Here is a 14554-nt window from a genome sequence, read left to right on the forward strand (position 1 = left end):
TACCCGGATCGAATCGTTTTTGCCCCGCATCCGCGTCTCGCTCACCGGTTGCAGTGCCGTGGTGGCTACGCACAACGCCAATCGCCCGCAGGATGCGGTTGGAAAATGACTTGAATCGGGTAGAGCCCGGCCCATGGCCTTGACTACCGTCGCTCGCCGCCCCTTGCCGGGCCTGTGTCCCTCTGATTGGAGTTACGGATGTCTGTCGATTCGGGTTTACAAGTGCGCGGCCTGCGCAAGCGCTACCCCAACGGCGTCGAGGCGCTGCGCGGCGTGGACCTGAGTGTCGGCCCCGGGATGTATGGCTTGCTGGGGCCCAATGGCGCGGGCAAAAGCAGCTTGATGCGGACCCTGGCGACCCTGCAGCAACCCGACGCCGGCAGCATTCACCTGGACGGGACGGATGTGTTGGCCGACTCCGATCATTTGCGCCGCCGCCTGGGCTATCTGCCGCAGCAATTGGGTGCGTATCCGGGCGTGAGCGCACGGGACTTGCTCGACCGTTTTGCCTGGCTCAAGGGGCGCACCGACAGCCGCCAGCGCCGCGAGGAAATCGAGGGCCTGCTGGACAAGGTCAACCTCCAGCAGGCCGCCCATCGAGCGCTCGCCACCTATTCGGGCGGCATGCTGCGCCGGTTCGGCATCGCCATGGCGTTGGTCGGTTCGCCACGCTTGTTGATCGTTGATGAGCCCACGGCTGGCCTCGACCCGGCGGAGCGCAACCGTTTCCATCGGGTGTTGGCCGATGTCGCCGCTGAGTCCATCGTGCTGCTTTCGACCCATATCGTCGAAGACGTCGAGAACCTCTGCAGCCGACTGGCGGTGCTGGCCGCTGGGCAGATCCTTGTCGAAGGTAGCCCGGCGCAGTTGCTGGGTGCCGAGCAGGGCCGATTGTGGGAAGCGTCCTTCGACCGTGGCGAGTCGCTGCCCGCTGCCTTGCATGTGGCCGCCAGCCCGCAGGGCAGCCGCGTCATCGTCCATGGCGAGCGTCCTGCCGATCCACGTTTCGTGCCCCATGCGCCGCGCCTGGAAGACATCTATTACCTGGCATTGGCGCAGGCAGGTGAGGCGATCGACGCATGAATACCTTTGCTCTGCTGATGCGCGAGGCCTGGGTGGAAGTGCGCGCCGGGTTGCGCAGCGGCATTCCGTTGCTGGTGTTCCTTGGCCTGACCGGCTACCTGCTGATGGCCCTGACCAATGCCGACTATGTGCAAAAGATGGGCGCCAGCGATATCGCCCGCAATGCGCCGAGCCTGATTTACCTGATGTCGTGCGGCTGTATGTTCTTCCTGTTTTTTGCCTGGGCCTGGGTGTTTGCCCAGCCGGCCCTGAGGGACCGCAAGGCGCAATTGGAAGAAGTGCTGTTGGCCTTGCCGTTGTCCCTGCCGGCGCTGCTGTGGGGACGTTTTATCGGCGCGGCGTTGGTGGGTGGCTTGCTCGCCAGTTCATTGATCGTCGGCTTTCTCGTCAGCCCGGTGCTGGGCTGGCTCGGCTGGGTGCCGGCGGCTAGCATCGGCGCCCCCATGTGGTCGGCGCTGGGGTTTGCCTGGGTCGCCTTGCTGTTACCAGTGAGCACCGGGATTGGCGCGTTGTATTACTTGCTGGCCTTGCGCAGCCGAGGCCTGGCCGCACCGTTTGCCTTGGCGACGGTGCTGATGCTGTTGTGGATGTTCGCCGTGGTGGTGCTCAAGGGCGGGCATATCAACCCGCTGTTGGCGGCCAGCCTCGATCCGTCACTGTTCACCTTTGCCCAGGCCCAGGTGGAGACCTGGAACGCCGCGCAGAAATCCCAATCGCTGTTGGCGTTGACCCCGGGGTTCTGGCTTAACCGCGCGCTGTGGTGTGGGTTGCCGTTGCTGCTGCTGGCCGTCGTCCTGGCCCGCACCAGCCGCCAGGGCTTGATGGGCCGCCGCAGTGGCGCCGTGTTGGCCGAGCCGCCAATGCTGTTGGCGAGCCACGTGCGCTTGCCTGGCCCGTTACCCGCCAGCCGCTGGCCGCGGGCGTTGTGGTGCGAGGTTCGCTGGCAGGTGCGGCAGTTGTTTGCCCGGCGCATCGGCTGGGTTGCCCTCGGCTTGTTGCTGGCCATGGGCATACTCAGCGGGTTTGTTCATATCGTGTGGCATGCGCGCGGGCCGATGGTGCCGCGACCGGACCTGATCTTGCCGTTGTTATCGAGCGCGTCGTTCCTGGTGATCGCCTTCATTGTCGCGGCGCTGGTGGGGCTGGTTTGCCGGCGCGATGACGTGGAAGGCCTGGGCGCAATGTTACAGGCCACCCCGGCGCCGGCGTGGCTGCGTTTGTTGGGACGAGTGGCCTGCGTGCTGGTGGCGACGCTGGCCTTGGCGCTGGTGCCGGGGGTTGCCAGCCTGGTGATCAGCGCGCTGGTCGCCCCCGACAACTGGGCACCGGGCTTTGTGCTGATCTATCAAACACTGGTGTTCGCGCCGCCGTTGCTGGAACTGGCGATGCTCACGGTGCTGGTGCATGCCTTGATTCGTCGATCCGGCCTGGCGTATGCGACGTCCATGCTGTTGACGTTTTTCCTGGTGCTCAACCATGAATTGGGGCTGGTCAGCTATCCCGCCTATGCCATGGCGATACCGGCCCACGTGGCCTTGTCGCAACTCACGGGCTGGGCGCCCTGGCTGCCTTATCTTGCCACTTTGACCAGCTGGAAACTGGCCGGCTGCCTGGTGATGGTTGCGGTGGCGGCGTTGGCCTTGCCCCGTGGGCCGGAGCGGCGCCGTCTGAGGGATGTGCGCCGCAGCTTGCTGGGCTTGCCCGGTGTATTGCTGGTGTTGGGGGCCGTGGGTTTGCTGGGCAGCGGCGCGCTGTTGCATCGGCATCTGGTGGAGCAGGGCGACTACCGGTCGGTGGCCGAGGAACGGGCCGAGCACGCCGAATGGGAACAGCGATGGCTGGCCGGGGCGGGCGCCTGGCAGGTGGCGGACGGACGCTTGCACTTGCGCATCGACAGCGTTGCCCGACGTGTTGACGGCGAGTGGACGCTGGGAACCGTGATCGCCGCCAAGGAGCACCTGGACGCAGAATTGCCGCCGGGGTTGCACGTCACGGCGGTGAGCGTCATGGGGAGGCCAGTCGTTTATGAACAGGCGGCGGGGCATTTGCGTGTGCCTTTGGCGGAGTGCGCGGCGAGTGGCTGCAGCGTGCAACTGAACTGGACGCTGGAGGCCGCCGGCTGGCCGTCCGAAGGTGACGCATTCTGGCTGGGGCCGCGAGGGGTGTGGCTGCAAGCGCGCCGCGTGATGCCGCGCCTGGGCCTGGACAGCGAGCGCTTGCTGCGCGCGCCGGTCCAACGAGCCGAAGCCGGTTTGCCGCCTGATGTGCCGAGTTTGCCGGCAGGGTCCGCAGTCGCGGTAGACGCAGTGGCACCGGCGGGGGCGTGGCAATGGCGGGTCGAGGTCGATGGCCAGACGTTCAATGGTCACAGCGCAGCACCGCTGGATTTCGCCTATCACATGGGTGCTACGCAAGACCTCGACGGCGTGCAAGTGCTCGCCGATGCCGGTCGCCAACAAACCGCCCGTGAGGTGCGCGAAGACTTGGAGGTCATGTCCGCCTGTGTGGCTCGGCGCCTGGGCAGTCGCCCAACCGTCGAGGCCCTGAGCCAGTGGCCGACCGGCATGGGAGCCAGTCATCTGAGCCAGGCCCATCTGGTGCTCAGCCAGACGCCGGATTGGGATGTGGCGCAGGCAGGCGTCGGGCGCTGGACGCGCCGTGCCCATATCGCCGAACTGCTCGCACGGCGAATGCTGAGCGATGCCAGCGACCTGCGCCAGGCCCCGGGTTACCTCTGGCTGAGCCAGGGTGTGGCGGGCGCGATCGGCTTGCTGTGTGTCGGTGACGTCGACGGCGTTGAGGCCCGCTCGGCCTTGGTGAAGTTGATGGCCGATGATTTGACCCGCGCCTTGAGCAATGACGGCGAGCCCGTCGGCACCTTGGCCACTGCCCGGGAACAGGGCTGGGTCGCGACGTATGCACCGCTGGCCAGCCTGGACTGGGTGGCCGGACAAAGCGCCGAACAACTGGCGGCAATGACCGCAAGCATCCGAAATGGCCAGGGATGGCCCGCCGCGATCCAGCACCTGTTGGGCGCGCCCTCTGACCAGGCGATCACCCCAGCGCTCAAGCGCTGGGGGCCTGCGCAATGAATTTGAACCATCCCTTTTGCCTGGAGTTGTTCCATGTCAGCACCGCTGTCGATCAAACCGCTGCGCCGTCCCCTCGGCTGGCGGGAGAATGTCTTGACCCAAACCCTGGCACTGGCCTTGTCCAGCCAGATGTGCGCGGCCTATGCCGCTGATTATCAACCTGTCGCCAGCACGGAGGTGATCGAGCTGGCCCCGTTGATGGTCAGCGCTCGGTTGAACGAAGAAAGCGCCAAGGACATTCCCTTCGGGCTTACCGTGATCGACGGGCAAACCCTCGAAACCCGGCGCTTGCGCACCCTGGAAGACGCGTTGCGCACCACACCGGGGGTGGATGTGAATTCCTGGGGCGGCGCCAACGACGCCAATGTGCGCATCCGCGGTGTCGGTTCGCTGAACCAGATGAGCATGGACGACGGCTCGGTGGTGCTGAATGTGGACGGGGTGCCGATGTCGGTGCGCAACGCGGCGATGGCCACCCTCGACGTGGAGCAGGTCGAGGTGCTCAAGGGCCCTCAGGGCACGTTGTTGGGACGTAACAGCGAGGCGGGCGCGATCAACGTCACCACGCGCAAGCCGACCCGCGAACGGGAAGGTTATGTGCGCGGCGAAGTCGGTAGCCAAGGCCAGTTCATGACCGAAGGCGCCGTGGGCGGGCCATTGACCGAATCCCTGGCGGGGCGCATTGCCGTGCGCCGCAGTGGCTTCGATAACTGGGTCGACGACCAGCAGGATGGCGACCCGTTGACCCAGCCACGGGACCTGGCCCTGCGCGGCAGCCTGCTGTGGGACAACGACCAAGGCACGACCGGCCTGCTGACCGCCGAGCGCCAGCGCGCCGAGCATTATGCCGGCCTGGAGATGCTGCGCCCCTTTGGCAACCGCCCCAGCCTGGACTACACGCCCGGCACGTTCGATGGCAACCAGAAGACCAACGAGCGTTATTCCTTCGAACTCAACCATGACCTGGCGCAGTCGCGGATTACCTCGATCAGCGCCTACACCAGCACCGACCTCAATGCGGTCAAAGGTTACGACCGCAACATCACCGAGGCGCTGTACGGTTCGCCGTTCGAATACCTGATCGAGGATTCTGCCAAAGAGCGTGTGTGGAGCCACGACCTGCGCTTGGGGTCGCAGGCCGATGCCGATGTGTTCTGGGTGACCGGGGTGAACTTGTCACGCTCCGAGCGCAGTTTCGATTCCGACAACTTCACCAACGGCGCACAACAGAGGCGCGATTTCAGCACCAACAGTTATGCCGCCTACGGCGAGGTGACGTACCCGATTGCCGAAGACTGGAAACTCACCACCGGCCTGCGCCACACCTGGGACCGCAAGACCTATGGGGCCGACTATTCCAGCGGCGGCAATACCGTTGGCGACAACCGTCGGTTGCAGGACAACTACAGCACCGGGCGCGTGGCGCTGAGCTACACACTGACGCCGCAGACGAACCTGTACGCGGTACTGTCGCGAGGCTATAAATCCGCCGGATTCAACGATTACGCCACCTCGGTCAAGGACAGCGAACCCTACAAGGCCGCGAAGGTGAACGCTGTCGAAGTCGGCTTCAAGCACGAAAGCGCCGAGGGGGCCTTGAGTCTCGAGGGGGCGTTGTTCCTGACCCGGGTGCAGGACGATCACCTGTTGGGGTATGACTTCAACACCCTGGCGGTCAGCGCCGTGAATGCCGACACCCGCAGCAAGGGCGCCGAGCTGTCGAGCACCTGGCATGTCACGGATGAGCTGACAGTGGGCAGCGCCATCAGCTACACCAACGCGGTGGTGACCTCCGATGCACCGGGGGTTTCTGGCGGTGATGTCGCGGCGGGAAGTCGCGTGCCGGATGTGCCGCTGTGGAGCGGCAACTTCAGCGTCGCCTGGCAGAAAGAGCTGGGCGCGTTCCTGGGCTTGCCGGCGCCGCGCCTCAATACGTTGCTCAACTATCGCGTGCAGAAAAATCGCCCGGCCGACCCGCAGAATCACTACGACCTCAAGGGCTATGCCAAGTTGGACCTGCACCTGGGCGTGGAGAGCGGCGGTTCGGAAGTCTACCTGTGGGGCGATAACCTGCTCGATGCGCGCTATGACTTGTATGGTTCGTATTCCACCGACCAGGTGCTGACCGGCATGCCGGGCCGAGGACGCTCGGCCGGCGTGGGGTACAGCTATTCGTTCTGAGTGCCCCTTGAGTCAAAGGGCAGGTTAGAACTGATAGGTGTAGCCGACCCCCAAGGTGCGCCGCCGTGCCGGCGCACCGTAGGCCACCGGTTCGCTGTAGAAACCATAGGTGTCGTAGGTTTGGTTCAGCAGGTTGTCGGCGAAGGCATAGACTTCGCCGAAGCGGCTTTCCAGGCCTGCGCGCAGGTCGAGTTTCTCGTAGTTGTCCAGGTTGAAATGGTTCTGCGGATCGGCGGCGCGTTCGCCCACCAGGCGGTAATTGAGGCTGGTGTTCAGGGTGGTTTCGCCCAGGCTGGCGAAGGTGCCCAACGGGTGCTGCCAATTGATGTTGAAGTTGCCGCTCCAGCGCGGCACATCCGGGGTACGGTTGCCGGCGGCGATATCGCCGGCCTGGATGCCGTGGACGGCGCTGGTGATCTTGGCGTCGAGGTAAGTGGCGCTGGCGGCCAGGGTCAGGCCGTGGTCGAAATGCCAGGTGCCTTCCAGTTCGGCGCCGCGGGTGCGAGTATCGGCATTGAACGCATTGGTCGCGAAGGTGGCCGCGTTGTAGCCCAGCAGGTGGTCGTCGTGTACGCGGGTGTAGAACAGCGCACCGTTCAAGCTGCCGCGGCGGTCTTCTGTTTCACTTTTGAAGCCCAGTTCAGCGGCTCTGCTGACGGCGGCCTTGTAGGGCTCGCTGTCGCTGACCTGCGACGCATAGTCATTGAATCCCCCGGATTTGTAACCTCGCGCCAGTTGCACGTAGACGTTGGTTTGCGGGGTGAGCGCGTAGCTCAGGGCCACGCGGCCGGTGCCGTAATGGTCGGTCAGCTGGCGTGAATCATCCACGGCGCTGGCACCATTGATGTATTGGCCATCGTAGGTCTTGCGATCCCAGGAATGGCGATAGCCCGTGGTGAGTTTCAGGCGCTCGCTGAGCGGGAAGGTGACTTCGCCGTAGCCGGCATAGGTGGTGGTGGTGAAATCGCGGAACCTGGCACTGTCAGTGCCATAGGTGTTGCGCGGGGTGTCGTAGCTGCGCTCGTTGCGGCTGGCGGCAAGGCCGGCGATCCAGAATGTCTCGGAATCGGGCAGTGAGCTCAAGTGCAGGTCTTGGCTCCAACTGCGCTCGAAGGATGTGTCCACCACCCAGTACTCGCTGGGCGTGCCGTACAGGGCGCCCATCAGTTTGCTGTCATAGGCGATCAAACCCTCGAAGTCGGCGGTGGAGGTGGCGGTCGTAGAGGTCAGGCGACTGTTGGCGAAGTCATGATCGACCTTCACCGTATAGCGTTCGGTGGTCTTGTAATTGTCGTCGAACAGGCCGGGCGTCAGGTCCAGGCTGGGGTCACTGCCGTAGGGGCGCAGCACCAGCGAGTTGGTGGCCCGCTCGGTTTTCTGGCGTTCGGCACTGAACAGCACCTGGGTCTCGTCGTTGAGGTCCCAGAGCAGGCTGGCGCGATAAGCCTCGTTGCGCGGCTGGGTGATGGGATCGTTGTTCCGGTCATTGTCGATCCAGCTGTCATAGCCGGCACGGCGCACCGCCAGGCGACCGCTGAGGTTGTCGCTGATCGGCCCGCCGATGGCCCCTTCGCTGAGGAACTGGCCCTCCTGGCCGACTTCGCCGCGCACATAACCTTCCAGTTCCCGGGTTGGCTGGCGGGTGGTGATGTTCACCGCGCCCGCCTGGCCAATCGCACCGGACATCGTGCCCTGGGGCCCCTTGAGCACTTCGATGCGGTCGATATCCAGGGTGCCGAAGCCGAGGCTGCGGGAGGCGACTGGCACACCGTCGATGTTGAAGGCCACTGAGCTGTCATCCATCGACATCTGGTACAGCGAGCCGACGCCACGGATCAGCACGTTGAAGTCATTGGGGCCGCCGGATGAATTGACATTGACCCCGGCGGTATTGCGCAGGGCACTTTCCAGCGTGTCGAGGCGCTGGGTACGCAGTTGCTCGCCACTGATCACGCTAAGGCTGATGGGCAGGCTCTTGGGATCTTCCTGCTCCATGCGCGCAGTCACGGTCGAGACGGGCAATTCAAAGATTTCGCCGCTGTCGGCAAGGACTGGACTGGCCAGTGTCCAAGTTAAAACTATTGTTATAGTATTACGCTTGTAGCAAGATCGAGGGGGCGTCGTCGTGTTGCGTCGTGCAGACATAATGGGGCCTTGACTGAGGGTTTTGAGCGGTGCGCGTTAGCGTCGGCAGACACGAATAAGCGCAGCGTGTGCGACGCGCCAGATGCTAATAATTATCAATTGCACAACTCTACCCCGATGTGATCTGATTCGAGCCGTATCCGGTCAACCAGGAGATTCACGATGTCAGTCGTTCAAGGAGGCGCAGGAGAGCCGATGCCGGTCTCGCGAATCATTACGGGAGAATATGGAAGCGACCTCGGACCCGGGGCGCATTGTCGGGTGACGCGCATGGCCCTGCAGGACGGACTCGACATCGTGCGCTGGCAAAGCAAGTTCGAGCAGCCAATCGAATTGCCCCTGCAGGATGACAGCGACTGCATTCATTTCAGCTTCACCAACTTGCTCAAGGGCAAGGCCGCCTGCAGTTTCCGTGACGGTCGTCGGCAGCGCCGCTATGTGATTGACGAAGGCGCGGGTTGCATCAGCTATGGCCGCCGTCGCGATGGCCTCTACCATCAGCATGGCGAGATCGACAACATCACGGTCATGATCCGTCCCGAGGTGCTGTCACAGTGGGAGTTGAAACTCGACCCGCTGCTGAACAAGGCACTGGCCTGCGATCATTGTTTCCTGGACGGCCACCGCAGTGGCGAAATGAGCGCGACCGCGCATCTGTTGTGCAAGGCCATGGACCCGAGCCCAGACTTGCCAATGGGCCAGCCCCGAAGCGGCCTCTGGCTGTATGGCCAGAGCGTGACCCTGGTCAGCCTGTTCCTGGAAGCACGCCGTAACGTGGAATGCACCTGCCGTGTCAGCCACATCGACCGCCAACGCCTGTTGCGTGCGCGCGAACGCCTGCTAGCCGACCTGGGCAAGGCACCCAGTTTATCGGAACTGGCGCGCGAGTCGGGCATGAGCCAGCCCAAGCTCACCCGCGGGTTCCGCCAGCTGTTCTTCAACAGTGTCTACGGCGTCTTCCAGCAAGCGCGGATGATCCAGGCCCGTAGCCGCTTGTTGAACGGCGATGAGTCGGTGATGCGAATCGCGTCGGACCTCGGCTATGCCAATGCCAGCCATTTCGCCACAGCCTTTCGCAAGCAGTTCGGGATCAACCCTTCGCTCCTCAAGCATGGCGGAAGAAACAAGCTATCGATCTAGGTCAGGGCCACCAAAGCCGATGATCGCCTTGGTTTCCAGATATTCCTCAAGGCCGAAGACGCCGTACTCACGACCATTGCCCGAACGCTTGTAACCACCGAATGGCGCCATGGGATTCCAGGCCGGGTAGTTCAGGAGCACTTGCCCCGCGCGGATACGAGAAGCCACCGCGCGCGCCAGATCAAGGTCCTCTGACTGAACATGGGCGCCGAGGCCATAGATCGTATCGTTGGCGATAGCGACTGCCTCATCGATGGTTTCGTAGGCAATGATGCACAGCACCGGCCCGAAGATTTCTTCTTGGGCGATCCGCATGGCGCTATCCACCTCGGAGAAAACCGTCGGGCGGGTGTAGAAACCCTTTTCAAAACCCGGCACGCGGCCCAGTCCGCCGCACAGCAGTTTGGCGCCCTCATGCAGGCCGGCCTCGATCATGGCTTGGACGCGATTGAACTGGGCTTCATTGGCGATGGGGCCCAGTACCGTTTCCGGTGATTGCGGATCGCCGACGATGATCGCATTGGCGGTGGCGGCCGCTAGCGCTTCGACCTCCGCCAGCCGGGCCTTGGGTACGAGCATCCGGGTGGGGGCGCTGCATGACTGCCCGACGTTGCGAAACGCCGCCATGACGCCCAGTGGGACGGCTTTGGCAAAGTCGGCATCGGGCAGCAGGATATTCGGGGATTTGCCGCCTAATTCCTGCCCGACCCGCTTCGCCGTCGGCGCGGCCGCCTGGGCCACCAGCGCACCCGCGCGGTTCGAGCCGGTAATGGAAATCATGTCGACACTCGGGTGTGCGGCCATCGCCGCGCCGACCACATGGCCGCTGCCGTTCACCAGGTTGAAGACGCCCGGTGGAAGGCCTGCGTCATGGACCACCTGTGCGAACAATAGAGCGCTGAGCGGCGACAGTTCACTGGGCTTGAGCACCACCGTACAACCGGCCGCCAGCGCCGCGGCGACTTTTGCGGTGATCTGATAAAGCGGCCAGTTCCACGGCGTGATGAGGCCGCAGACGCCGATAGGTTCGCGTTGGATCGCGGTGCCGTTCTCGACGGCCTGGAAACGATACGTGGCCAGCAAGTCGCGGGCGACCCGAACGTGCTCAGCCGCCAGGGGCACTTGCATCGCCCGTGCAGAACCGATGGCGGCGCCCATTTCCAGGGAGATCGCCTGGGCAAACGCCTCTTTGCGCTCAAGAATAAGCTCATGGATCTTGCCCAGCACCCGTGCGCGCGCCGCTGTGGAAGTCACAGACCAATCGGCAAACGCGGCACGCGCCGCCGCGACCGCCCGATCGACATCCTCGGCAGACCCGCTGGCGACCTGTGCAACGATTTCCTCGGTTGCCGGATTGACCACCGGCAAACTGGCCGGGCTGACCGGCGCCGACCAACCGCCATTGATGTAGAACAGAGGGGCGGTTTGCGGATCAACGCTGTAGCGATTTGAAGATTGGGTAGTCATCCAGGGCGTTCCTTTCGAGCCGTATGCGAGTCTGCTCAATACGCTAACAAAGCAGCCCAGGGACAATATGCCGTTGTTCAAGGGCGCAAAGGAGAATCTGCCGTATCTGCCTGTTTAACTGGTCATTACCGTGTGGCGAGGGAGCTTGCTCCCGCTGGGCTGCGCAGCAGACCCTTCTTTGTGAGTGCTTCGCACTGGAACGCCAGCCATGCGGGGCGGGCTGATAGCCGACCTGATCCTTGGTGGGACCGCGTTCCTCCTGTGGGAGCGGGCTTGCTCGCGAAGGCGGTGTGTCAATTTGCGGAGATGTTGGGTGTGCCGGCCTCTTCGCGAGCAGGCTCGCTTCCACAGGGAATCCTGGGTGTTCATGAGTCTTGTATTCACAGCAAGTCCCATTGTGGGAGCGAGCCTGCTCGCGAAGGCGGTGTGTCAATTTGCAGTGATGTTGGAGGTGCCGCCCTCTTCGCGAGCAGGCTCGCTCCCACAGGGAATCTTGGGTGTTCATAGGTCTTGTGTTTACAGCTGGTCCATTGTGGGAGCGAGCAGGCTCGCTCCCACAGGAAATCTTGGGGTGTTCATGAGTCTTGTATTCACAGCGAGTCCCATTGTGGGAGCGGGCTTGCTCGCGAAGGCGGTGCGTCAGTTTGCGGTGATGTTGGATGTGCCGGCCTCTTCGCGAGCAGGCTCGCTCCCACAGGGAATCTTGGGTGTTCATGAGTCTTGTGTTCACAGCTGGGCCCATTGTAGGGGGAAGAAACGGATACACACACAACTCCCCGTCCCAGGAGCAAATACCAAAGCCCCCGCAAAGTCTGCTGAACACATCCCGCAAAACGGTGCTTTGTACCAGCCGACCTATACTTTTAACCGTTTATGCACGGTTTCTTGGTGTTGTAATAAACACCAGATTCAGCATGGCACTGATGCTTCCAGAACGGAGTAGCGGCTTGCCCTGGTCATACATCCTCAGTGCAAGCCCGATGCACCCGACCGGCTGAAGAAGATGCTTTTTTAAACGCCCCCGGCCCTCAATGGACATCCTGAAAATGCCAGCACCGTTAATCTCCGTAGAGACGCATTCTGAACTTCCGACACACGCTGACGTTGTCGTGATCGGCGGCGGCATTATCGGGACCTTCACGGCCTATTACCTGGCCAAGCGCGGCATGAAGGTCGCGCTGGTGGAAAAAGGTCGCGTGGGGGCAGAGCAGTCGAGTAGAAACTGGGGCTGGTGCCGCCAGCAGAATCGAGACGCACGCGAGCTGCCGCTGTCGACCAAAAGCCTGGATCTGTGGGAGCAATTCGCGGCAGAGACCGGGGAAGACACCGGCTTCAGAAGATGTGGCCTGCTCTATCTGAGCAACAACGAGAAAGAGCTGGCCGGTTGGGCAAAATGGGGTGAGTTCGCCCGTACCGTCAATGTGCAAACCCACATGCTGACGGCGGAGCAGGCCGCCGAACAGGGTCGGGTGACGGGCAAGCCATGGAAAGGCGGGGTCTTTTCACCAACCGACGGTACAGCAGACCCATCCCGTGCCGCGCCGGCGGTGGCACGGGCCATCATCAAGCTGGGCGGCACCGTGCACCAGGGCTGCGCCGCCCGTGGCCTCGAGACTGAAGGCGGGCGGTTATCCGCGGTCGTCACCGAGAAGGGCACCATTCGCACCCAACTCGCGGTGCTCGCCGGTGGCGCCTGGGCATCCTCTTTCTGCCGTCAATATGGCATTCGCTTTCCCCAGGCGTCCATTCGTCAAACGATCCTGTCGGTGTCCAAGGGCGCCAAAGAAATTCCGGATGCGCTCCATACGGATGAAATCTCCATGACCCGTCGCGCCGATGGCGGGATGACGTTGGCCATCAGCGGCAGAGGGCGCGTCGACCCGACCTTGCAACTGCTGCGTTTCGCCCCACAGTTCCTGCCAATGTTCCAGCGCAGGTGGCGCAAGCTGGCTCCCGGTGGCCTGGAGGGTTTCCAGTCGGGACACGAAGGCTTGGGTCGCTGGCGGTTGGACCAGCCAACGCCGATGGAGCGCATGCGAATCCTGGATCCGAAAGCAGACGCCTCGACGGTTGAGTTGACTTACAAGCGCGCGGTAGACCTGATCCCGGCGCTGAAGGCGTCGTCGGTCACCGCAGCCTGGGCAGGCTATGTGGACAGCACGCCGGATGGCGTCCCCGGCATCGGCGAGATGGCCAGCCTCCCTGGCCTGGTGCTGGCGGCGGGGTTCAGTGGTCATGGCTTCGGTATCGGCCCGGGGGCGGGCCACTTGATCGCCGACATTATCTGTGACATGACCCCACTGGTCGACCCGCGGCCTTATCACCCGGACCGTTTCCAATCTTCAGCCTGGGGCAAGGTCGCGGAGTTCTGAGGACAAAGGATCTCCAAGCCACGACACCATGAACGGGCGCCTCCTGAAAGGGAGGCGCCCGTTCTTGTTTTTGCAGGGGTAGCGCGGGCGTAGATTCTGCCGCATACAGCGGCTCACGTGGATTTTTGCGCACCATTTGCGCCCGTAAGTCCCTTGAAAACGGTGCCAATGCCCGCGCTTGGCGCATCCCGCACAGTCTGCTGAGCAGGCCCCGAAAAACGGTGGTTTGTGCCAAGCGACCTATACTTTTAACCGTTTATGCACGGTCTCATGATGCTGTAATAAATCCGTGATGCAGCGTTGCACCCAGCCTTGCAGAACGGCGCAACTGCTTGCCCCTCATGACCTCAACCATCACTCAGGACTGCACTCATGAGCTTCCTTCGCCCCAAGTTCATTACCTTTGACTGCTACGGCACGTTGACCAACTTTCAGATGGGCACCATGACGCGCGAGCTGTTCGCCGATCGGGTCCCTGCCGAGCAGATGGACCAGTTCGTCAAGGATTTCTCGGCCTATCGCCTGGACCAGGTGATGGGTGACTGGCGGCCATATGATGAAATCCTCAAGACTGCCTTGGCCCGGGTCTGCAAGCGTTGGGGCGTCGAGTACAAAGACGAAGGCCAGCTCTATTACGATGCCGTACCGACCTGGGGCCCCCATGCTGATGTACCGGCAGGCCTGTCGAAAATCGCCGACAAGATCCCCCTGGTGATTTTCTCCAACGCGATGGACGAGCAGATCATGTCCAACGTCGACAAGCTCGGCGCGCCTTTCCATAAAGTGTTCACGGCTCAACAAGCCCAAGCCTACAAGCCGCGCCTGGCCGCCTTCGAGTTCATGCTCGATAACCTCGGCTGCGGGCCGGAGGATGTCCTGCACGTGTCCTCGAGCTTCCGTTATGACCTGATGTCGGCCGACGACATGAAGATCAAAAACAAAGCGTTCGTGGCCCGTGGTCATGAGCTGCCTGGGAACGTTGGCTACAGCTACCACCAGATCCCGGACATCGGCGGATTGGCCGGTCTGGTCGGGCTCTGAGTCTCTGGGCACTCTTCAAGGCATAAGGGGTTA

Annotated in this window: 8 protein-coding genes; 6 read left to right on the forward strand and 2 right to left on the reverse strand. The window is 62.9% G+C overall.

Annotated elements, in window-relative coordinates; all coding sequences use genetic code 11:
- The first annotated feature begins 198 nt into the window (after positions 1 to 198).
- From HU767_RS01535 to HU767_RS01545, 3 genes are read left to right on the forward strand one after another with little or no spacing between them, the layout of a single operon-like run.
- Complete coding sequence (locus tag HU767_RS01535) at positions 199 to 1083, forward strand: ABC transporter ATP-binding protein (RefSeq protein ID WP_186728302.1); 885 nt, start codon at positions 199 to 201, stop codon at positions 1081 to 1083.
- Positions 1080 to 4175, forward strand: coding sequence for a hypothetical protein (locus HU767_RS01540; RefSeq protein ID WP_186728303.1), 3096 nt, complete (start codon positions 1080 to 1082; stop codon positions 4173 to 4175). Before HU767_RS01535 ends, HU767_RS01540 begins: the two co-directional genes overlap by 4 nt.
- A 33-nt stretch (positions 4176 to 4208) precedes the next feature.
- Positions 4209 to 6356 carry a TonB-dependent receptor gene (locus HU767_RS01545; protein WP_186728304.1) on the forward strand — a complete coding sequence of 716 codons (2148 nt, stop codon included), beginning with the start codon at positions 4209 to 4211 and terminating at the stop codon, positions 6354 to 6356.
- 24 nt (positions 6357 to 6380) lie between these two features.
- Here HU767_RS01545 and HU767_RS01550 read toward each other — a convergent pair whose 3' ends face one another.
- Entirely contained in the window at positions 6381 to 8351 is a 1971-nt protein-coding gene (locus tag HU767_RS01550) for a TonB-dependent receptor (RefSeq protein ID WP_238349395.1), read from the reverse strand.
- Between the two features lie 420 nt (positions 8352 to 8771).
- Between HU767_RS01550 and HU767_RS01555 the strand changes: the two genes are divergently transcribed.
- Positions 8772 to 9641, forward strand: a complete 870-nt coding sequence (locus HU767_RS01555) for an AraC family transcriptional regulator (protein WP_225917573.1) — start codon at positions 8772 to 8774, stop codon at positions 9639 to 9641.
- Here HU767_RS01555 and HU767_RS01560 read toward each other — a convergent pair.
- Entirely contained in the window at positions 9630 to 11108 is a 1479-nt protein-coding gene (locus tag HU767_RS01560) for an aldehyde dehydrogenase family protein (RefSeq protein WP_186728306.1), read from the reverse strand. The genes HU767_RS01555 and HU767_RS01560 overlap by 12 nt on opposite strands.
- A gap of 1046 nt (positions 11109 to 12154) precedes the next feature.
- Between HU767_RS01560 and HU767_RS01565 the strand changes: the two genes are divergently transcribed.
- Complete coding sequence (locus HU767_RS01565; RefSeq protein WP_186728307.1) at positions 12155 to 13480, forward strand: FAD-binding oxidoreductase; 1326 nt, start codon at positions 12155 to 12157, stop codon at positions 13478 to 13480.
- A 372-nt stretch (positions 13481 to 13852) separates the two neighbouring features.
- Entirely contained in the window at positions 13853 to 14521 is a 669-nt protein-coding gene (locus HU767_RS01570) for a haloacid dehalogenase type II (RefSeq protein WP_186728308.1), read from the forward strand.
- Positions 14522 to 14554 lie beyond the last annotated feature (33 nt).

Origin of the sequence: Pseudomonas sp. SWRI179 (genome assembly GCF_014268705.1) — a bacterium.
In the GTDB taxonomy this organism is placed as follows: Bacteria; Pseudomonadota; Gammaproteobacteria; order Pseudomonadales; family Pseudomonadaceae; genus Aquipseudomonas; species Aquipseudomonas zanjanensis.